Origin of the sequence: Pradoshia sp., from assembly GCF_051873915.1 — a bacterium.
Classification (GTDB): Bacteria; Bacillota; Bacilli; order Bacillales; family Pradoshiaceae; genus Pradoshia.
This window is the reverse complement of record NZ_JBJEFJ010000025.1, coordinates 47,279-69,115: the sequence shown is the minus strand read 5'-3', so window position 1 is coordinate 69,115 and position 21,837 is coordinate 47,279. Positions and strand designations below refer to the sequence as shown.

General features: G+C 41.4%; 20 protein-coding genes. 15 read left to right on the top strand and 5 right to left on the bottom strand.

The features are described from left to right. Positions 1-91: 91 nt before the first annotated feature. The 3 genes from ACI35L_RS02685 to ACI35L_RS02675 form a co-directional block, all read right to left on the bottom strand. The gene (locus tag ACI35L_RS02685; RefSeq protein ID WP_439802174.1) at positions 92-1,105 is read right to left on the bottom strand and encodes a 2-hydroxyacid dehydrogenase; all 1,014 of its coding nucleotides are present in this window, start codon (positions 1,103-1,105) and stop codon (positions 92-94) included. A gap of 30 nt (positions 1,106-1,135) precedes the next feature. Beyond that, positions 1,136-2,191 carry an AEC family transporter gene (locus tag ACI35L_RS02680; RefSeq protein ID WP_439802173.1) on the bottom strand — a complete coding sequence of 352 codons (1,056 nt, stop codon included), beginning with the start codon at positions 2,189-2,191 and terminating at the stop codon, positions 1,136-1,138. 223 nt (positions 2,192-2,414) lie between these two features. Next, positions 2,415-2,717: a c-type cytochrome gene (locus ACI35L_RS02675; protein WP_053103706.1), complete on the bottom strand. Its 303-nt coding sequence runs from the start codon at positions 2,715-2,717 to the stop codon at positions 2,415-2,417. 264 nt (positions 2,718-2,981) lie between these two features. Here ACI35L_RS02675 and adhE point away from each other — a divergent pair, with 264 nt between their 5' ends. From adhE to ACI35L_RS02660, 3 genes are all read left to right on the top strand, one after another. Continuing rightward, the gene (gene adhE, locus ACI35L_RS02670) at positions 2,982-5,585 is read left to right on the top strand and encodes a bifunctional acetaldehyde-CoA/alcohol dehydrogenase (RefSeq protein ID WP_049669632.1); all 2,604 of its coding nucleotides are present in this window, start codon (positions 2,982-2,984) and stop codon (positions 5,583-5,585) included. A gap of 234 nt (positions 5,586-5,819) precedes the next feature. Next, on the top strand, positions 5,820-6,215 hold the full coding sequence (locus ACI35L_RS02665) for a hypothetical protein (protein WP_049669633.1): 396 nt from the start codon (positions 5,820-5,822) through the stop codon (positions 6,213-6,215). 536 nt (positions 6,216-6,751) lie between these two features. Next, positions 6,752-8,077: a copper resistance CopC/CopD family protein gene (locus ACI35L_RS02660; RefSeq protein WP_439802172.1), complete on the top strand. Its 1,326-nt coding sequence runs from the start codon at positions 6,752-6,754 to the stop codon at positions 8,075-8,077. Here the strand turns inward: ACI35L_RS02660 and ACI35L_RS02655 are convergent. Then, positions 8,074-8,481 carry a hypothetical protein gene (locus ACI35L_RS02655; protein ID WP_049669635.1) on the bottom strand — a complete coding sequence of 136 codons (408 nt, stop codon included), beginning with the start codon at positions 8,479-8,481 and terminating at the stop codon, positions 8,074-8,076. The genes ACI35L_RS02660 and ACI35L_RS02655 overlap by 4 nt on opposite strands. Positions 8,482-8,576: 95 nt before the next feature. Here ACI35L_RS02655 and ACI35L_RS02650 point away from each other — a divergent pair, with 95 nt between their 5' ends. The 5 genes from ACI35L_RS02650 (at position 8,577) to ACI35L_RS02630 (ending at position 14,623) form a co-directional block, all read left to right on the top strand. Next, positions 8,577-9,299 (top strand): hypothetical protein, encoded by a 723-nt coding sequence (locus ACI35L_RS02650; protein WP_049669636.1) that lies wholly within the window; start codon positions 8,577-8,579, stop codon positions 9,297-9,299. A gap of 131 nt (positions 9,300-9,430) precedes the next feature. Then, positions 9,431-9,718, top strand: coding sequence for a hypothetical protein (locus ACI35L_RS02645; RefSeq protein WP_082197232.1), 288 nt, complete (start codon positions 9,431-9,433; stop codon positions 9,716-9,718). Between the two features lie 30 nt (positions 9,719-9,748). After that, entirely contained in the window at positions 9,749-10,069 is a 321-nt protein-coding gene (locus ACI35L_RS02640; protein WP_439802171.1) for a hypothetical protein, read from the top strand. Continuing rightward, positions 10,062-13,733 (top strand): multicopper oxidase domain-containing protein, encoded by a 3,672-nt coding sequence (locus ACI35L_RS02635; RefSeq protein WP_439802176.1) that lies wholly within the window; start codon positions 10,062-10,064, stop codon positions 13,731-13,733. Before ACI35L_RS02640 ends, ACI35L_RS02635 begins: the two co-directional genes overlap by 8 nt. Beyond that, entirely contained in the window at positions 13,730-14,623 is an 894-nt protein-coding gene (locus ACI35L_RS02630; protein WP_049669640.1) for a hypothetical protein, read from the top strand. Before ACI35L_RS02635 ends, ACI35L_RS02630 begins: the two co-directional genes overlap by 4 nt. 472 nt (positions 14,624-15,095) lie before the next feature. Here the strand turns inward: ACI35L_RS02630 and ACI35L_RS02625 are convergent, their stop codons facing one another. Further along, the gene (locus tag ACI35L_RS02625) at positions 15,096-15,596 is read right to left on the bottom strand and encodes an NAD(P)H-dependent oxidoreductase (RefSeq protein WP_049669641.1); all 501 of its coding nucleotides are present in this window, start codon (positions 15,594-15,596) and stop codon (positions 15,096-15,098) included. 189 nt (positions 15,597-15,785) lie between these two features. Here ACI35L_RS02625 and ACI35L_RS02620 point away from each other — a divergent pair, with 189 nt between their 5' ends. The 7 genes from ACI35L_RS02620 (at position 15,786) to ACI35L_RS02590 (ending at position 21,820) form a co-directional block, all read left to right on the top strand. After that, the gene (locus ACI35L_RS02620; RefSeq protein WP_049669642.1) at positions 15,786-16,631 is read left to right on the top strand and encodes a DUF72 domain-containing protein; all 846 of its coding nucleotides are present in this window, start codon (positions 15,786-15,788) and stop codon (positions 16,629-16,631) included. A 43-nt stretch (positions 16,632-16,674) separates the two neighbouring features. Continuing rightward, complete coding sequence (locus ACI35L_RS02615) at positions 16,675-17,496, top strand: sulfite exporter TauE/SafE family protein (protein ID WP_049669643.1); 822 nt, start codon at positions 16,675-16,677, stop codon at positions 17,494-17,496. An 11-nt stretch (positions 17,497-17,507) separates the two neighbouring features. Further along, positions 17,508-18,863 (top strand): bifunctional metallophosphatase/5'-nucleotidase, encoded by a 1,356-nt coding sequence (locus ACI35L_RS02610; protein ID WP_439802170.1) that lies wholly within the window; start codon positions 17,508-17,510, stop codon positions 18,861-18,863. A gap of 70 nt (positions 18,864-18,933) precedes the next feature. Further along, entirely contained in the window at positions 18,934-19,239 is a 306-nt protein-coding gene (locus ACI35L_RS02605; protein ID WP_439802169.1) for a YunC family protein, read from the top strand. Between the two features lie 65 nt (positions 19,240-19,304). Beyond that, positions 19,305-20,072: a sporulation protein YunB gene (gene yunB / locus ACI35L_RS02600; protein ID WP_439802168.1), complete on the top strand. Its 768-nt coding sequence runs from the start codon at positions 19,305-19,307 to the stop codon at positions 20,070-20,072. A gap of 114 nt (positions 20,073-20,186) precedes the next feature. Beyond that, positions 20,187-21,716, top strand: a complete 1,530-nt coding sequence (locus ACI35L_RS02595; protein WP_439802167.1) for a sodium-dependent transporter — start codon at positions 20,187-20,189, stop codon at positions 21,714-21,716. Beyond that, complete coding sequence (locus ACI35L_RS02590) at positions 21,713-21,820, top strand: methionine/alanine import family NSS transporter small subunit (RefSeq protein WP_082196995.1); 108 nt, start codon at positions 21,713-21,715, stop codon at positions 21,818-21,820. The genes ACI35L_RS02595 and ACI35L_RS02590 overlap by 4 nt, the downstream gene beginning before the upstream one ends. Positions 21,821-21,837: the final 17 nt, after the last annotated feature.

Below are 21,837 nucleotides of genomic sequence, written 5' to 3'. Positions count from 1 at the left end.
TTGAATTTTTGTTAATGAGAAAGGGCTGCTCCAACAATCAATCTTCACTGACTGTTGGGGCAGCCCTTTTTTGGGTATGGTCGAAGTTCAATTAAGCAAATGCGGTCATAGGTACTTCATGCTTTGCTTGGCCGTCCGTTAATACGGCGTAGAAATTATTGAAGCTTGTTTCAATCATGTTAGAAAGAGCTTCATCCGTATTGGATCCCACATGAGGCGTAACAAGGACACGCGGATACATTTCCACCAGTTTTTGAACAGTTGGGTCCGGGAATGAGTGCCAAGGCTCAAACTGTTTAAAGAAGATATCTGTTTCGTTAGCAAAGACATCTGTGCCGAAACCGTCTAGATGATTGCTTTCTAGTGCTTTTAAGATTGCCTTGTTATCTTGTAATTCACCGCGAGCCGTATTGATTAGAATGGAGCCGCGCTTCATTTTTGAAAGGAATTCTTCGTTGATCATGTTCTCGTTTTGGCCAGGGATGTAAGGGACGTGGATCGTTACGATATCGCTGGCTTGCAATAAGGAGTCTAAATCCATGTAGGTTAACACTTCTTTAGCAGCTTCATTTTCAAAAATATCGTAGCCTACTACATTTGCCCCGAGGCCTTTAAATAATTTCGCTTCAGTTAAGCCGATGCGGCCTGTACCAATGATACCGACTGTGCAATTGCGAATCTCTTTGCTGAACATCGTGCTATCTACAAGGAAGTTCTTGTGAGCAGTTCTAACTGTTGTATAAGCAGTACGACGCAGAAGCATCATAGCGAGCGTTAATGTTAATTCAGCAATCGCATTTGGAGAATAGGATGGAACGTGTGCCACTGGCATGTTGTATTTTTTTGCTGCCTTCAAATCAATGTGATTGTAGCCAACCGTTCTGGTAAATACGTATTTAACTCCATAGTGGGACAATCTCTTTAGATTGATTTCATCAGCAATACAATTTCCTCGTAAAAGGACAGCATCATGTCCCTTTGCTGTATCCACATTTTGATGAGTTAATAGATCTTCAATTAAGGTAAGCTCATAGTTATGTTTATTCAGCTTATGGAAGAATGGAACTTCGTTAGGACGAACTCCATAACAGGCAATTTTAATCATGGTTTTATCTCCTTTTATGGTCGGGCTTTATTAGAAAAGACCGACCTTATTGATGATTTCAAGAATAATAATCCAAAATGGCGTAAGCAGAACAGCTGTGATGGTAGAAAGAAGCGAGGCGTTTGATGCCATAATGGCCTCTTTATCAAAGCTGATGGCATAAGCAGCTGCAACTGTTGCCGTAGGTGTAGCCATCATGATAACAATTGTTGCAAGAGCTTCAAAGCTGACAGGCAGAATGTTCGTTACTGTCAAAACAGCAAGGAAAGCAATATTGATCGCTGGTACGAGCAATACTTTAATGGAGCTGTAGTACCAAGAAGTTTTGCAAGATGCTGCTGATTTAAAGCTGATTTCCCCTAAAGTTGCCCCGATGGAAAGCCATGCAAGCGGAGAAGCGATATTAGCTAAGTAGGTCATTGGCTTATGTAGCCAGATAGCTGTTTGGTCAATTCGCAAGAACGCCACTGAAGCGGCAGTTCCTTCAGCTGTTGTAACAGTCACCTGCGGCATATAGCCTTGGAAGATCCAGATGAAAAGACCAGCGAATGTCGCAATGACAATCGGATTAAGGAACATCGTTTTAATATTTTTCAGTTCCATTTTCAAACCGCTCATTTTGATATATCCATAAGAATAAAGGAAGATACGATACCCGATATTGAAAATGGAGCTGAACATAACTCCGACAGGACCATAAATGGCACTGACAATTGGAATACCAAAAAAGGTAGTGGAGCCGAAAATCGTCAATACACGCAATGTGTCTTGCTTGTCTGCATGATAGCGAAGGAAGAAAGGCTTAGAGATAAAGATTAAAATAATGTAAATGGCAATTCCCCAAATGAGTACGTTCATGCCCTGCTTTAAGGTTTCAGGATTGATATCCTGCATAAAGGCATTAAACGCAAGAGCAGGTAAAGCTACCGTTAATACAACATTACTGAGGAGCTTGCTAACCTGAGAGGAGAAAATTTCTTTTTTTCTTAAGAAGAAACCTAACAGAATGATTAGAACAGTAGATGCAATCGCACCGATGAACGCTGAATCTGATAAGGTGGTTTTAAAAATATCAAATAGATTCATTGATGAATACCTCCAGTTAATGTGAATAACTTCACAATATTGATTGTGGCTGAACAGCTTGTTTCCGGAACAAGGCTAATTATAGGAGGCGCAAAGCTTGGAGAAAACCATTTGTAACTAAAGAAAGTAAAGATAATAACGAAAGAAATGTAAACAGGAACAACAAAACGGGACATTGATATGCCCCGTTTAATCAGCAGAGTTTGCACTTCATGCAAAGTATTTATTTTTTCTCGGCCAGCCATGCTGCGACATTCTCAGCCTCTTCACCCTTAATGATTCCTGCAGGCATGCCCCGTCCGCCCTTATTGATCATCTCAAGTATTTCATCCTTGTCCATTTTGGTGCCAATGTTCACAAGTTCAGGTCCTGCATAGCCTTCCAGCGTCTTGCCGTGGCAGGAGGCGCAGTTATTTTGGTAAATCCGTTCTTCTTCGGTCACATTTGCAGTGTTCGTTTCTTCATCAGAGGAGCATGCCCCTAATAAGAAGAGGAGCGGAATGGAGAGCAATGCTTTCTTATACATAGAAATCTCCTTTCTGTACATATATTGCTTGTGATTGTGGTATTCCACACTAATTTTAACATTTCTTCCTGATATTACGGAAAGAAAGTGATTGAGCTCCTATCTTTGTGAAATGTTTCACAAAATTGCCAAAGACAAATGATGATTTTTCAGATAAAATAAAAGTATCAGATGAGGTTATATTTTTTAGTCTGAAAGGGACAGTAATTGACCATGAGGGACAATAATTGCCCCGAAAGAGTATTCCATAGGGAGGAACTATCCATGGCTATTAAAGAAAGAGAAATTGAAGAAGTCCTATCTGTAACGGAAATGATTGATGAATTGGTTGTGAAAGGGAAAGAAGCTCTACATGTGCTCGAAACCTTTGATCAAGAGAAAATTGACGAAATCGTTCATCAAATGTCCATCGCAGGTCTTGACCAGCATATGCCGCTAGCAAAAATGGCAGTGGAAGAAACAGGCCGCGGAATCTACGAAGATAAATGCATCAAAAACATATTTGCAACTGAATACATCTGGCACAGCATTAAATACAACAAAACAGCCGGAGTCATCAATGAAGATGAGCAAACAGGCGTTGTTGAAATCGCTGAGCCTGTGGGAATCGTTGCAGGTGTAACACCAGTTACAAACCCTACTTCTACCACGATGTTCAAAGCATTAATCTCTATCAAAACGCGTAACCCAATTATTTTCGCCTTCCATCCATCTGCGCAAGAGTCTTCTAAGCGAGCAGCAGAAATCTTACACGATGCAGCAGTCAAAGCAGGAGCTCCTGAAGGATGTATTCAATGGATTGAGAAGCCTTCCATTGAAGCAACAAAACAGCTTATGAACCATAAGGATGTTGCACTAGTATTAGCAACAGGCGGAGCTGGCATGGTCAAATCTGCATACTCTACTGGTAAACCAGCACTTGGCGTTGGCCCAGGAAATGTCCCTTGTTATATTGAAAAATCAGCTAAGGTCAAACGTGCCGTTAATGATGTCATCCTCTCTAAAACATTTGATAACGGAATGATTTGTGCCTCAGAGCAAGCCATCATCGTTGACACGGAAATCTATGATGAAGTGAGAAATGAATTCATCCTCAATAACTGCCACTTCGTCAATGCAACTGAATTGAAAAAACTAGAACGACTAGTTATTAATAAAGATACATGTGCCGTAAACCCTGGCATCGTTGGTAAACCTGCAGCTGAAATCGCAGCTATGGCAGGCTTTAAAGTACCAGCTGATACAAAAATATTGATTGCTGAACTTGAAGGAGCAGGTGCTGATTACCCGCTATCAAGAGAAAAGCTTAGCCCAGTGCTTGCCTGCATCCGCGTAAATTCTACTGAGGAAGGCTACCAAACATGCATGAACATGCTGAACCTTGGCGGTCTTGGACACTCTGCTGTTATTCACAGCACAGATAAAGATGTACAAATGGAATACGGAAAACGAATGAAAGCTTGCCGTATTATCGTCAATGCTCCATCTGCACAAGGCGGTATCGGTGACATCTACAACGGCTTCATTCCTTCCCTGACACTAGGCTGCGGATCTTACGGAAATAACTCTGTATCAGAGAACGTATCTGCAACTCACTTAATCAATGTGAAGAAAATGACTCAACGCCGCAATAACATGCAATGGATCAAATTGCCGCCTAAAGTTTATTTCGAAAAATATTCTACACAATACTTGGCAAAAATGCCTCGTATCAAACGTGCCTTCATCGTAACCGATGAAGGGATGGTCCGCCTCGGATATATAGACATCGTAAAAGAATATTTACGTAAAAACAAAGGCATTGAAGCGGTAGAAATGTTCTCAGATGTAGAACCAGACCCAAGTGATGAAACAGTATTCAAAGGCGCTAAATTAATGCATGCCTTCCAGCCGGATGTCATCATCGCCATCGGCGGAGGATCCGCAATGGATGCTGCAAAAGGAATGTGGCTCTTCTATGAACAGCCTGAAACAACCTTCTTCGGCATCAAACAAAAATTCTTGGATATCCGTAAACGTACCTTCAAATATCCAGAACTAGGTGGAAAAGCGCAATTCGTTGCCATCCCAACTACATCCGGTACAGGATCAGAGGTAACACCATTTGCGGTTATCACAGACAAAGAAACAAACGTCAAATACCCATTAGCGGATTACGCTTTAACACCTGATGTGGCCATCATCGACTCTCAATTCGTCATGACCGTACCAAAAAGCATCACGGCTGACACAGGTATGGACGTACTAACTCATGCGATTGAAGCCTATGTATCCGTAATGGCGAGTGACTACACAGACGGTCTTGCCCTAAAAGCAATCGACCTCGTGTTCAAATACTTGAAAGCATCCTATGATAACAACAAGGATGAAGAAGCACGTGAAAAAATGCATAACGCATCCTGCATGGCCGGAATGGCATTCTCTAACGCATTCCTAGGCATTAACCACAGCCTTGCGCACAAAATCGGAGCAGAATTCCACATTCCGCACGGCCGTGCCAACGCCATCCTAATGCCGCATGTCATCCGCTACAACGCTATTCGTCCAAGGAAGCACGCCCTCTTCCCTAAATACGAAAGCTACTGCGCAGATGAACGCTATGCACAAATCGCCAGAATGCTCGGACTCCCTGCTTCTACAACAGAAGAAGGCGTCAATTCTCTAGTGAATGCTGTCATCGAACTCGGTAAATCACTCGACATTGACATGAGCATGAAAGGCCAAGGCGTACAAAAAGATGAACTAGACAGCAAACTAAACCGCTTGGCAGAACGTGCATTTGAAGACCAATGTACAACAGCCAACCCTAAATTGCCGCTTATCTCAGAGCTAGAAGACATTTTGAAAGCAGCATATAAGGGAGTTTAATATAATGAAAGAAGAGAAGACAGCTGACGCTGTCTTCTTTTTTTGTGGAGATTTATTTGCCTAACTTATTATTGATTGGTTAGGCAAATTTATAGTCATTTGCTGTGATTCTCAATAGTCTGTTGTATGGGAATTGAATCTAAGATATGGGTATCATCCTGTGCACTAATCCCTTTCAAAGAGTCAGCTTATTACATATATTGAAATAATAAAATGGGGAAGGAGGTTATAAGTTTGAAATCTGAGCATTGTTATTGTGGTGAACGTGGAAGGAATCAAAACCATCCTATCATGAAAGGGCGATATCGAATTCCTGTTCATTTTCCACGCTTTGACTGTGTTGACTGCGGACATTTTTTTGAGATTAATTTAGCAGGACTAACAGACTCCATGAATTTTAAATTAATCGAACTTAAAGGCCATGAAGTAGAAATTGAAACGACTCTTTGTGCAGAAGACAATAAAATCAAAGGGGAAATTCATAATATTGGTATTGATTATATTGATCTTTTAAAGGAGAACGGAGTGATTGTAACGATTTTGAAAGATAAAATCAGTCAGATTCACTGGTTAAATGAAGGCAGAGTTCATCAAGATAAATATTTAGTCGAAACCTCTTTTATCAAATAGAAGGGAGATCTTTGTGTTTTCTTGAATAAAGATGCACCCTTTATCTAATGTGTGCGTCTAGCTTGAGCATTGGTTAGTCCAATGTAATGCGTTGGTTGTTGTCTCTGGTATCGTCGATTATTTGGTGGTGTCCTCCATTGTGAATAGGATGAATTTGAGATCATATAGAATAGTATACGAATCGGGAAGGATGCCATCTTTGTTCAGTGCAAATCGGTCTGTTGCTTAAATCAATATCATTGAAGTCTGCTTTCTAAATTGGTTCTGCTTGTTAAGATTTATTGATTGTTTTCCTTCATTCATGTGATGAAATCGACTGTTGTAGAGCAGCTGTAAGGAAAGATCAAACCGATGTTGCAGAACGAAAATAACCTGAAGGGGTCCGTTTGTGTCAATCATCATGTTGACAGAGCCTATGAATAAATATGGGTGAATGAATGTCTGGTAGAAAGCAGAATTCTCCAACTTAATTTATGGGAAAAGCAGCTTAGTGAGGAGGAAAACGTTTTTTAAGGTCTTTCCAGATAGGGGGTATTATGATGATTAAATTCAAACAACTGTTCATTATTTTTCTCTTTTTCACCTCATTCTTATTATTTATGAGTTCTGACAAAGTACTGGGACATTCTTTTGTTGTTAAGGAATCTCCTGTCCCTAATAGTCAATTAGAAACACCGCCCAAAGAGGTTGTAATTACGTTTGATAAAAAAGTTGAAAGAGAGCTTGCCTCAATAAAGGTAACCAATGAAAAGCAGCAGAAGGTAACAGGCAATCTGCCTCGGTTGAATGATAATCAGAAAGAAATTGCGTTAGAACTCCCAGAGTTAGGGACGGGGATTTATAAGGTCGAATACTATGCAGTTTCATCTAATGATGGTCATCCTATAAGAGGTGCGTATCATTTTAATGTAATTGATGTGAATCCAACGGCCCAAATGGATAGGCATGGAACAATGATGGAACCTGAGCCGCAGCAACCAAGCAGTGAAGAAAACGCCATGAAGGCAGATGCTGGCTCTGACTCAGAATTTACATTAGCTGATGTCAATTTAACAGAATGGCTCATTTATATGATGAGAGCTATTTATTATATAGGCCTATTATTGATCATTGGTTGGGTATTTTGGTGGAGGTATATTAAAGATTACTCCACAGATCTGAAGAAGAAGTATTTATTTTGGGGAATTGTGCTTCAAATGCTACATCTTGTTGGATTACTATCCATGATATTGATTCAATTAAATATTTTTACCGATCAAGGCTTATCATTCGCTACGGACTTTCCGTTTGGCACTAATTTTGGTTTGATGTGGCTCGTTTCTCTTTTAGTTTCTCTAATTGGTTTTATTGTTTTGTTCCGGAATGAATGGTGTGATCTTGGATGGGTGATGATTCTTCTTTTGGCTAAAAGTTTGAATGGTCATTCACTTGAATTTGAGCCATCGTCTGCTTTAGTACTGAGTAATAGTATTCATCTAATGGCAGCCTCCATTTGGGCATCTGGTCTCACCTTTATCATTGTCTTTTGGAGAAAACAAAGATTATATGTCCAATCCTTTATACCGCTTTTTTCAAGATTCGCCCTAATGAGTATGGTTATTTTATCGATAACAGGTTTCTTTGCAAGCATTGCATTTCTTTCAAGCTTTGAGCAATTATTATCAGGCTGGGGAATTGTCTTGCTGTCGAAAGTGGTTCTAGTAATTTTCGTCATCATTATAGCTGCTCTAATACGCACAGCGATAAAAAAACATAAGAATGCAGATTCAAGAAAACTAATTATGCTAGATTTCTTCCTTATGATGGCTATTATTATTCTTGTGTCTATTTTAACGTATCTAAGTCCAATATCCTTACCTTAGGAACGGATGGAAAAGCACAGCAGACCGAATGTGAAATATACCAGAACCGTTGAAAATGTGATAAGGCCTAAATCTGCAACAACCCCAATCATGGGACCCATTATTCCAGCCATTAACCCGCTTGAAATACCAGAAAGTAATGTTTGATAATCCACCAATGCGCCAAAAAATGCCCCAATAATCATAGCAATAGCTGTAGTGAAAATTGTGACCTCAGTATAATAACCCGGAAAAGTAAAACCAAGGACCGTTCCGACGGCAATCCCCATTACTCCACTACTCGACATAGCAAGATTCATCCCAAGATGATATCCAATTAAATTTCTAACTTTATATAGGAAGGAATAAGAAACAAAACAAACAATGAAGTAGCTTGCAGTAATCAATATGATTAATAGGCTCATAGTATTGGCTCCTTTGAATGAAATTCTGGGCTTATTCAGGTAATGTCTAATAACTAATTGACGAAGAATAAGGATGGAAAGGAACAAGGATAAACATGAGTAACAATGAAAGGTATGAAAATCAACATCCTGAATTAAAACAGGAAGATCGCTTTACCTCCCCTGCAAGTTCATTGCCCTTGTATGAGTTGAAAATGCTGCAAGAATATATTCATGGCGTTAATCTGCAGAACCTGGGAAGTTATCTTCCGCATCATAAAAAGCAAATGATGTTATTGAAGTTTTTTAAACATAAAAAAAACCAGCTAGTTGAGGTCTTTTCAAGAGATGGACATGAGGTCATTAAGACGGTAGGTAAAGTGAATATTGTAGGTAGAAATTTTGTTATGATAAAAACTTTATTCACGCGAATTTGGATTCCGTATCATGCGATTCATTCTGCTAAAACTCCTTTTGGAATTCCAGATCTACCAAGCGGACATCAACATGTCATTTATGATGTGGAGCTGAGACGAAGAATATTGACGAACTTCGGTGAAACTGTTTCGGGTAAAGAAATCTTGAAACAGCAGTTTTTTGAGGAATCATTAAATACCAATTTAACGTTATGGCTAGGCACAAGAGTGACCATAATGGCCGGCAATACGATTAAAGGCAAGATGACCAATATTCATAACGGCTCAATTCAAATAAAGGATAAGAAAAAACATGAAATATCCATCAACAATATAAATTATGTGAGGCAGGGAAGATTTATTTCTTATTTTCAACGCTTAATAGCAAAGGTGAAAAAGGGGCATTTCAGTAAAGAAAAGTAAAAAGATCAATGTAAGTTGATCTTTTTTTGTGAAGAACCTTTATTTTGATTGGGGTAATTCATTATTTAATTTCATTTTTGTTTCCATATATTTGAATATTCATACTATATAGAAGGAAGGGAGAGATGGTTTTGGCAGAAAAAATGATTGATGGAAATCAACTATTCGTAGAATTTGAGAACAAGAATGTTTTACTTGTATTGAAAAGCAGTCAACTTAATATTCTCGGTCAAACGTTCAGACCGATTTTCACGGGGGAAGTAACGAAGGTTGATAATGGTTTCATTACAATGGACAAGCCAATTATTAAGATGCATAATGCGCCCTTTTACACATTTCCAACACCATTATGTTTTCCGATTGAACATATCGTTAGCATCAGCCTTTTTGACCCTAAACGAGTAATACCGATTGTATAATACAAAACTTTTAAGCTAGGATGTGATTCTTTGGATAAAGATACTTTATCAAAGCAACTAAATAGTCAAGGTGATGATATTAATGCTGTTAGACAAGCTCATGTTACCCGTGAATTTAAAGAGCACAAAAAAAGGCGTGCACTTATCATCTTGGCTTCTTATCCATTCTTGATTATCGGCAAGATTATGGATGTTGTTGGTGATTATGTAGTCATAAAAGCTGAGGTGACCAATGTTAACGAGTTAGATGGGGAAACGTTTAATATTCATATTGATAGTATTGAGGTTTTTTATATTCAAAAACCAGGTAAACCGGTGATACCTGATATTAGGGGAGAAGATGATGATTAGACATTTTCACATTGTGGCCATATCAGTTCGTATGGTTGTGAATAAATTTGGTGATCATGACCCCGATGGCATGATGTATGTTCTGAAGGAAAATGAGAACATTGTACAAAAAAAGGTGAAATATCATCCATTTACTCCCGTCGATTTAGTAGAGCCACTCGTGATTCGTGCGAATGAAGGCGATGATATTGAAGTCACCTTTGAAAACAAACTCCCGTTTAATACCTCCATGCACATTCAAAATGCTGAATATAAAGTGTTTACTTCTGATGGGGCCTTTGTTGGGATAAATCCAGACACGACCGTTGAACCAAATGAAAAAATCATTTATAAGTGGAAAGTTCATAAGGAAGGAGTTCATTTCTTTTCAGATTTAGGCAACACATTATCAAGTGAATTAGGCAGTAATGTACATGGCTTATTTGGCGCTCTTTTCGTAGAACCGAGAGGCTCTTGGTGGACGGATCCTATTACAGGTAAGCCGATTGAAAGCGGCTGTTTCGCTGATGTGCATAACAAGCTGCTTCCTTCCTTTCGAGAATTCGGCTGGTTTTTCCATGATGAAATGGAAGTGGATGATTTAACAGGACAAGCACCTATTAGTCCCCACACTCTTCAGCCAGAAGCAACACATTTAATCAATTATCGTGCTGAGCCGATGCGTAATAGGATGAGATTGATTCAGGAGGGGGTCGTTTGTCCGGATTGTGAAGGTGAAGAGGTCCATCATGATTCATGGGTGTTCGGTGATCCTGATACTCCTATCCTGCGAGCTTATGTTGGAGATCCAATCAAGATCAGGCTGGTTCATGCCGGTGTCCAAGAAACGCATTCCTTTCATTACCATGTCCATCAATGGTTATTTGAACCAACAGATGTGGACTCGGAGCTAGTCGATGTACAGGCCATTTCCCCGCAAACTCATTATACGGTTTCTCCTCTTTATGGGGCAGGAAGCTTACAAGGTGCAATGGGCGATGCGATTATACACTGTCATCTTTATCCACACTTTGGTGAGGGAATGTGGGGAATGCAACGTAATTTTGATACCTTACAGGATGGCAGTCAATGTTATCCGAATGGTTTACCCATTAAGGCACTGCAACCATTGCCTGGCCGACCATTGCCTCCAAGGCCGACGCCGGAGAAACCAGGATTTCCAGGATTTATTCCCGGGATTGTTGGATCAAAAGCGCCACGTCCGCCACTTGGGATTGTGGGAGGAAGAGAAGCCACTAGGATTGAAAAGAATTCTTTCGCACCAAATGCCCAGCCGGGAGCGGTATTTGTTAATCCATGTATACCGAATGTAACACCTGAAAGGGAATTTCATGTTGTCTTGATGCAAATGCCGATTATTTATAATAATCAAGGATGGCATGATCCGGAAGGCCGATTATATGTGTTGGCAGAAGATGAAGCGGATGTACTTGCGGGAAGAAAGGCACCAGAACCACTTGTTTTAAGGGCAAATGCGGGTGAATGTATTCATTTTAAATTCACCAATAAATTACCTGAAACAATTGGTGGAAATGCCTTCCAATTAGTGAATCGAACCTATGAGGCAGGCATGCATGTTCACTTTGTTAAATTTGACGTTCTTGTAGCAGATGGAGCCAATGTTGGCTGGAACTATGATTCGGGGATTCTTCCGGGTGAAACGATCCGTTACCAATGGTTTGCTGATGTTGAATTAAAAGCGACCTTTTGGCATGATCATCTATTTGCTAACGAGCATCAGCAGCATGGTGTTTTTGCAAGTATTAATGTACAAGCAAGAGGTTCAAGATTCTTAGATTCACACACAGGAAAGGAGATTAAATCAGGAACTCAGGCAACCATCATAAATCCATTAATACCAGATTTTCGTGAGCTGAATTTATTTGTACAGGATTTTGCCCTGCTATTTGATAAAGACGGCTGTCCTCTAAATCCGCCTCCGTTTCCAGGGTCCCCCGATGATCCAGGAGTAATGGGAGTTAATTACCGAAATGAACCCATTCAGTTCCGTTTAAAAGAGCCGGATTGCGATCCTGCTTATGTGTTTAGTTCTTGGATCCATGGTGACCCTGTAACGCCGATGTTACAAACCTATAATGGAGATCCTGTTCGTATTCGTCTTCTTCAAGGGGCGCATGAAGAATCGCATAGCTTTAATCTTCATCGCCAGCGCTGGCATAGAGAAAGACTGGATTTAGATTCAGAAATCGATCAGCAGCAACATCTTGTCATAGCCGATTCGTTTACCTTGGAATTTAATATCGAAGGGGAAGGCGACTTCGACATGCTCTATCATTACGGAAGTATTGATGACATTTGGTTAGGCAACTGGGGAATTTTTAGGACATTTGAAAAGAAGGTACCGCACTTGATTCCGCTGCCAGATAGGGAGCCGCCTCCAAAGCGAGAAGAACCTTTACCAAGCCCAACTGGGAAGAAACCTCCAATCGCTCAACAACCGAAACAGCCATACCCGCCTAATGTTGCAGTTCGAAAGTATGAAGTCGTTGCATTAAATACTTCGATCCAGTATAACGATGCTGGGGATCACGATCCTTATGGCATTATCTTCGCCCATAAAGATGATGTGCCCAAAATCTTGAAAGGGGATATAAACCCAGAGCCTCTTATTATTCGGGCTAATACCGGTGAATGGGTAGAAATAACCCTTCATAATCGATTGGAAGACCACTTCCATCATGAGAAAAGACATGGATATCCGTTTGTGCCCGTAAATGCTCCATCTCCTCCATCAAAGCGTATATCCCTGCATGCTCAACATGTGATATACGATGTAAGGTATTCGGATGGTGCAACGGTTGGGTTTAATCATGACCAGACCATCGCTCCAGGGCAAAGTATAACCTATCACTGGTATATCGACCGCGACTTTGGATCAGCCAATCTTTGGGATATGGCAGATGTTCGAAATCATCGCCATCATGGAGCTTTTGGCATGCTGATTGCAGAGCCTAGGGGATCGAATTATCTAGACCCAATGACGAGAGAGGAAGTATATACAGGCAGCCAAGTTGTTATTTCAAATCCTTTATTATATGAATTTAGAGAGTTTGCTCTCTTAATGCATGATGGGGTAAGACTTGTTGATAAGAAGGGAAAACTAATCATTGATCCGGAACCGCTTTTTGTTGAGCCAGAAGAAGAATTAGCGGATCCTGAAGATCAAGGTTCAAGAGGGTTCAACTATCGTACAGAGAGGTTCCATCATCGTATAGATCATCCTAACGAAGTGTATAAAGTATTCAGTTCAAGAAAAGAGAATGGAGATCCGGCTACACCTTTATTTTTAGCCTATCCTGGGGATCCAGTGACGTTTCGGTTTGTATTTCCTTCTGATAAGCCTAGGACGCATACTTTTACCATCCATGGCCATAAATTCTTCAGAAGCCGGGAGGATATGAATTCTTCTATTATATCTGCTGATGGTTTCAACACAGTAGGTTCGAACGATAATTTTGAATTACTCTACGGCGCTGGCGGTTTATTACGGGAAGCAGGAGATTATTTATATCGTTCAGGTCTAATCAGATGGGATATTGAATTAGGGATGTGGGGTATCATGCGGGTTCTAAAGGATAAAACCGAACTATTGAAGCCGCTTCAACTAAAAACTGGTAAGGTTGATAAGGATGATTTGAAATGAACAAATGTCCTAATTGTCAAAGTATAAACTGTCCTTGTGTTGATTATGCTGAATGCCCATGTGATTGTCCCAAAAAAATTCCAACTAAACGATTTACTTCTCCCAATAGTCCGCTTCCACCTGATGAACTAGAAGTGCTGCAACGTTGCATTGAAGCAGCAAATGATTTGCTTCGTTCTCTAGGGAATGAGAGTAATCCGGATAATACGAGGCAGCTGCAACTGCATTTCCTTCAGCTTGAGGGCGTATGTATAAAAGTAAAATTGAAATGTGGAGATAGCAAATCTGAAGATAAAGAATCTTGTTTAGGAGAAGTTGGAGTAGAGATAACGGGAACATTCGTTACAGCAGGCAGGAATTTTATCCAACTAAACGTACTAGGGAATGATGTATTTATTTTGTATGAGAGGCTTATATCAATTTCAAAGGAAGAATCTAAACATCATGCTAAGGAAAAGTTGGATGAGAATCGAAATACTAGAGGAGTAAAGATCTCGAGATTTAGAAAATATTTTCGGAAATTCAAACGGTTCTTTCGAGATTGTCTTAGATGGTTTTTCCCGTCCTCACGAGTCAAAATAACGAAACACCATAAACATGATGAACAAGAGTTTCTTCATGCAGATCGGACTACGAGAAGAGAAATGGTCCTGAACTTTGGGGACTTTGTTTCAAAGAACCCTGAATTAGTCAATTTATTCTTTGGGCTTTCACTTCATATGCATCTGAAACATTATTTGGGTAAGGATATTAAAGTGAAAACCAATGACCATAGGATGATGGAAGGAACATTAGTTAAAGTAGAATCTGAAAAAGTAAAGGTCAAAAATAAGGATAAATCGAAAGAAATAAGTTGGAACGAAATTTGTTTTCTAGAAGTAGAACGATAAGGAATTTCTGTTCAATTATATAAAGAGCATAGCTCATTCAACTGTTAACTAGACACCACGATGTAGAAAGGTTTGTCTAGGCTGTGCCGCACTTAATCGCAAAGAATCTGATTCTGGTAGACTAACGGAGTCAGATTCTTTATTTGTCTAGGTAGGGTTGAAGGTCCTGAGCTTGAAGGCAATGGGAGAAGTCAGGTTATGTTGAGACTTCTTCACATCTTTTCGTAGAAGAATTAAGAACAACTCAAGGGCTCAATAATCTACAAGGTCTTCACGGGAATTTTTCGTTAGATATCTTTGAACCGCATATACCCGATGGTGTGAGGGGTTGTTCGGGAACACTCCCTCCTACTTGATTGTGATGAATTGGCAGGTGTATGGTAAGGCCGGAGAAAGCCCACCAAAACCTCATACAAGGGGTATGAGGTTTTGGTGGGCAAAAGCTGGCCAAAGTATAGCCATCATCAAACAATCAAATCCTGCCCGCAAACCGAGCGGCTGATTCGACCGCTTCCTTTGTGGTGGTTGGGCCATAAATGGTATAGAAGCCTTTGTAGTCAGCGTTCGTATAGTGGAAGGTCATTTTAAAGGGCAGTAGAATGTCTTCTATTGTTTCGCCTGGTGCTTCGTATTGAGTTGCGTCAGCTCCTGTTGTGACGAGGAGGGCGAAGGGCTTATTTTCTAAGGCATGGCCTTCCGGTCCGTATGCCCAGTTGAAGGCGAAGGTTTCGTCAATCCATTTCTTTAAGAGGGATGGGCAGCTGTACCAATAGATAGGGAATTGGAGAATGATTGAATCGTGTTCTTCGATTAACCTTTGTTCGGCTTCGATATTGATTTGTTCGTCGGGATAGGTTTCATAGAGATTGTGGATGGTGAATTGTTCCGGCTGTTTGTTTAATTCATCAATAACTTGTTTGTTTAGGCTGGATTGTGCCATGTTTGGGTGTGCTAGGATGACTAATGTATTCATGATGATATCATTCCTTCCTGAAGTTGTTTGTGGTGTTATGTTCCCCTCCTTTTGAGTTTACTGAATGGTGATTTTTGTGTAAAAGACAATTAGTGCCGTTGATGTCAGATTATCGTCTGATTACTGGAGCTTGCTGGATAATTAGGGAGCGGGTGGTGTGCTATGATAGGTTTAGAGGAGGATATTCGGATGATTTATATCGGTGTAACCGGATGGGGAGATCATGATTCTCTTTATCCGCCAGCTATCAAGCCTAAGGATAAGCTTGCCGAGTATAGTGCGCATTTTCCGGTGGTCGAGGTGGATGCGTCCTTTTATGCGATTCAGCCAGCCCGTAATGCTGAAAAGTGGGTGCGTGAAACGCCGGAGAGCTTCAAGTTTGTTGTGAAGGCTTATCAGGGGATGACGGGACATCAGCGAGGGGATATTCCGTTTGCTTCAAGGGGTGAGATGTTTGCGGCCTTTCGGGAGTCTTTGAAGCCTTATATGGGGGCGGGCAAGTTTTCGATGGCTCTTTTTCAGTTTCCGCCATGGTTTGATTGCAAGAAGGAGAATGTGGAGTATCTTCGCTATTGCCGGGAGCAGATGGGAGATATTCAGTCAGCACTTGAATTTCGGCATCAGTCTTGGTTCAGTGATTCCTTCAGGGAAGGGACGCTCGGGTTTATGAAGAAGGAGGGATGGATTCATTCCATCGTTGATGAGCCGCAGGCTGGTGAGGGTTCAATTCCGACGGTGCCGGTTGTGACAGATGAGAATTTGACCTTGGTTCGATTGCATGGAAGAAATGTGCATGGATGGAATAAACCGAATGATGCGAATTGGCGTGAAGTCCGCTATTTATATAAGTACAATAAGGAAGAGCTGTTGGAATGGAGAATGAGAATTCAGGAATTGGCAAAGCATACGAAGGATATTATTGTTTTATTCAATAATAATTCCGGAGGGGATGCGGCCGGTAATGCGAAGGATTTCCAGGCCTTGCTTGGAATTGATTATGAAGGCTTGGGTTCGAAACAGCTAGGTCTATTTTGAGTGTTCTTTATTGTGATTGATTGGAAAGGCGGGACTTATTTATATGGAATTTTTGTTGCTTGTACTTGTTGGGCTGGCAGCCGGATTTTTGGGAGCTTTGGTTGGCTTAGGCGGGGGAATTATCATTGTGCCAATGCTGCTGTTTCTGTCTGGAGGGCTGCTCGGGGTAATTTCTCCGCAAATGGCTGTCGGGACGTCTTTATTCACATTAGTGTTTACTGGGCTTTCTTCTGCTCTTGCTTATTTGAAGCAGCGGACAGTTGATTATCGGAGCGCTTTTTTATTTTTAATCGGGATTGCTCCAGGAAGCTTGGTTGGAGGCTGGGCCAATAAGTTCATGGATGTGGAGGCATTTAATATCCTGTTTGGGATTTTGATGGTATTTCTCTCCTTTTTATTGATGATCAGAGGGAACTTGAAGCCGAAGAAGAGGAAGTCGAAAGGGATAGAACGGACTTATATCGATCAGGAGGGGAAAGAGCATACATACGGTTATAGCGTTGCGTTTGCCATTTTTATTTCCTTTATTGTCGGATTCCTTTCTTCCTTATTTGGTATTGGCGGAGGTTCCTTGATGGTTCCGGTTATGCTTCTTATCTTTCATTTTCCGCCGCATCTGGCCGTTGGTACATCGATGCTGCTGATTTGTCTTTCCGCCATCATTGGTTCGGTGACCCATATTGCGGCAGGACATGTCGTTTGGATTTATGCACTGGCGCTTATTCCGGGCGGTTGGTTTGGTGCTAAGTTTGGAGCGTATGTGAATACGCGGATGAAGAGCGCTACGCTTGTCATGGCGTTGCGTATTATGTTAATTGTTGTAGGTGTTAAATTGATTTGGGATGGGGCGCAAGCCTTATTATAGAGGTGAGTATCATGAAGGAAACGATTCATTTATTACATATTAATGATCTGCATAGCCATTTTGAGCATTGGGAAAGAATTGTCCGCTATATGGATGAGCAGCAGGAATTATATGAAAGTGCTGGCGATGTTGTGTATAGGCTCGACATCGGAGATCATGTCGATCGTTTCCACCCCTTTACCGAAGGGACGATGGGGAAAGGAAATATAGAGCTGCTGAATGCTGCTGGGATGGACGGGGTGACCATCGGGAATAATGAAGGAATTACCTTGCCTCATGAGGGGCTTAATCATTTGTACGATGAAGCCCGTTTCCCGGTAACAGTCGCTAATCTATATGATGAGAATGGCAAGCGGCCGAAGTGGGCGCTTCCTTACTTCATACGCACAACACCATTAGGCAGAAGAATTGCCTTCTTTGGTGTGACTGCGCCATTTACGGAGCTGTATCATCTATTGGGCTGGAAGCTGACCGACCCTTATGAGGAAATTGCATCAGTGCTTAAGGAGCTGGAGGGGAAAGCAGATTTAATTGTACTTCTATCTCACTTAGGGCTTCCGGCAGATGAATTGGTTGCGGCGAACTTTCCTGAAATCCATGTGATTCTTGGCGGTCATACGCATCATATTCTTCACCATGGAAAGGTATATGGCCATACACTTATCTGCGGTGCAGGGAAGTATGGAATGTATGTCGGTCATGTAGAGATTACGCTGGATGACAAAGGAATTAAGGCTGTATCCAGATTAGAGAATATGACTGATGAAGGGTATACGAAGCAGGAGAAGGAAGTAGCTGACCGTTTAGTTGAAAAAGGAAAGACAAGTCTTGGGGAGGTTTTGCTTGAGCTTGAGAAGCCGATGTCAACGGATTGGTTTGTCCCTTCAGAAATGCCGGATGTTTTATGCGAGGCATTAAGAGATTGGTGCAAAACAGATTGTGCTTTTATCAATGCGGGATTGCTCCTGGATGGATTAAAAGAAGGTCCAGTGACAAGATATGATCTTCATAAGATTTGTCCACACCCGATTAATCCATGTGTGCTCACCCTTTCTGGAAGTGAGCTGACCGGTATATTAAGGCAGACGGAGAATCCGAAATGGCCTCATTTCCAGGTGAAGGGGCTTGGGTTCCGCGGTTCTGTCATGGGAATGTTTGTTTATGCCGGATTGGAGAAGATAAATGGCGAGTGGCTGATTAATGGGGAGCAAATCCATCAAAAGGCCGAATATACAATGGCTGTTCCAGATATGTTTACATTCGGCTATTTATTCCCTGAGGTGCGGGATGTGGAACAGAAACGATATTTGATGCCGGAGTTCCTGCGCGATTTATTGGCATGGAAATTAGCCCAATCTGATCGGTAGGCAGCAATCTGCCAGGCTGTCATCCATATACTTTAAGAGCAGTAGTTTTAAAGTGATGGAGGGAAATGCCATGATTGAAGTCATCCCTTATGAGATTGGGGGAAAGCTGTATACCGGTATTTCGGTTCAGCTTCCGAAGACGACCCTTTTGGTCATCTCCAATGATATAGGCTATATTATGTGCGGGGCGCTGGATGTTGGATTATTGAATGAACGTCTTTCTGACCGGCAAATCATTGCTGGAAGAGCAGTGGGAGTAAAGACCTTGGAGGAGCTGTTGAATGCTCCCCTTGAGTCTGTTACCGATGAAGCGAGAAAAAGAGGAATCATTCCCGGTATGACTGGGAAGGATGCCCTTATCTTATTTCAGGCTTGATCCAAAATTAAGCGACTAAACCCTTCTTTACAAGCATAGGTATTACTTGTATAGGAGGGATTTTTTTGTTCAAAAAAAGGGCATTTAAACGACAGAGCTTATTGCCGAGCGGCCCCTTACCAACGAAATATGTCCTGCTTATTTCTCTCGGCTTTTTTATCGTATCGACCATTTTGGCGATTTGGATTGTGAATAAGGCGATTGAGCCTACATTGATGAAATATGCGGAATCGGAAACGAAGAAGATGGCCAGCGTTGTCATTAATAAGGCAATTGAGGAATCTATAGCGAAAAATAAAGATTTGAATGATGTGATTACTGAAATTCCAAAGGAAGGTGAGGAAATTTCAGTGGAAGGGATTCGTTTTAATACGGAAATTATCAATCGTTTCCGTGCGGATACGACGATGCGGATCCAAGAGGCGTTAAGAGAGATTGAGGCTGGTGATTTATCCTCTGTCGATTATTTGAGTACGAGTAAGGATGGAAAGAACGGAGATGGGATAATCCATGAGGTGCCTCTTGGTAAAGTGACGAATAATGCCTTGCTTGGTAATATGGGACCGGATATTCCTGTGGAGATTCATGCGGTCAGTGATGTGCAAAGCGATGTGAAGACAACACTTGAGCCATATGGTATTAATAACGCACTCATTAAGGTTGTTCTTTTCGTGGAGGTCAATGCGCAGGTTGTCGTTCCTTTTGCTTCTAAGCCGACTAAGATTACGACAGATGTACCGATTGCCATGAGAACGACGTCAGGTCAAGTTCCATCCTATTATAATGGAAGCGGAAATGGTGCAGGGCCGGCGATACAGCTTCCGACAAAATAGGCCAAAGGTCTTGAACATTGTGTGATAAATTGACATTCCCCCCATATATAGTATATTATTTACCTATTGCAGAATTATCAGAAAATTTACACATATCGTGGGGGGATTATCTTAATGGATAAACAGAGAGCGCAATGGGGAACTAGGGCAGGTTTTATTTTTGCGGCTGTAGGGTCTGCTATCGGTCTTGGGAATATTTGGCGTTTTCCGTCTGTTGCTTATGAAAATGGAGGAGGAGCCTTCTTTCTTCCATACTTATTTGCATTATTGACGGCGGGTATACCGCTGCTAATCATGGAGTTTACAATTGGGCAGAAACTGAGAAGTTCGGCACCGCTCAGCTTCTTTAAGATTCGTAAAGGTGCAGAATGGCTGGGCTGGTGGCAAGTTATTGTAGCCTTTATTATTGCAACCTATTATGCTGTTATCCTCGCATGGTCACTATCCTATGCGTATTTCTCCCTTAAGAGCACATGGGGGGATGATACGGAAGGCTATTTATTCAATTCATTCCTAAAGGTTCTGCCTGGAGAGAATGCTGGAGCGTTTGGTTCAATTGTTCCAAATGTATTCTTCCCGCTTCTGATCATCTGGGTACTTGCCCTTATCATTTTGTTTGCTGGCGTTAAGAAGGGGATTGAAAGGGCAAATCGCGTCTTTATCCCTTTATTGGTTCTCATGTTCGGGATTATCGTTGTTCGTGCTGTCACACTTGATAATGCAACTGCCGGTTTACAGGCTTTCTTTGAACCCAATTGGTCCCAGCTGACAAACGGGAAGGTATGGGTCGCTGCCTATTCACAAATCTTCTTTTCCTTATCCATTGCCTTTGGAATCATGATCACGTATGCGAGTTATTTGCCAAAGAAAACAGATATTACGAATAATGCCTTCATCACCGGCTTTGCGAATTCCAGCTTTGAGCTCCTCGCTGGAATCGGGGTATTTGCGACTCTAGGCTTTATGGCCGGGCAGATTGGCGTACCGGTTAATGAGGTTGTAAGCGGCGGTATTGGTCTGGCCTTTGTTGTCTTCCCGCAAATTATTAATGAGATCCCGACATGGCCGAATCTTTTTGGCTTCTTATTCTTTGCGAGCCTATTCTTGGCAGGGATGACATCCTTGATATCGATTGCAGAAGTATTTATCTCAGCCGTTCAGGAGAAGTTTGGCATTACGCGTAATAAGGCGGTTGCCTTCGGTGCTGGAGGGGCAGCAGTCATTTCGGTTCTATACGCGACTCAGGGCGGACTGTATATCTTTGATACAGTTGACCACTTTATTAACCAATATGGTGTGGCACTTGCCGGTCTCGTTGAGATTGTATTCATTGCCTGGATTGCGAGAGAATTGTCCAATCTTCAGAATCACGCGAACAGCATGTCAGACATTCGCCTTGGAGTATGGTGGAAGGTATGTCTTGGCTTGATTACTCCTATTGTCCTTGGATTTATGATGATTCAAACATTTACAGCGGATATTCAGAATAATTATGAAGGGTATCCGACAAGTCTGATTATGACAGCTGGCTGGGGTGTATCTGTTGCTGCTATCTTGATTGGTATTCTCTTCACAAGGTACAAATGGAAGGGAATAGATACAAATACAACGTATGAGAAATCATCTAAGGGGGTGGCGAAATGACAGGGAGCGCCATTACCATGATGGTTATCGGAATGGTGATCATTTGGGGAGGTCTTGTTGCCTCTATTACGAATGCTGTTATCAAATCGCGAAAAAAAGCGTAAGAAATAAGGAGCCGATA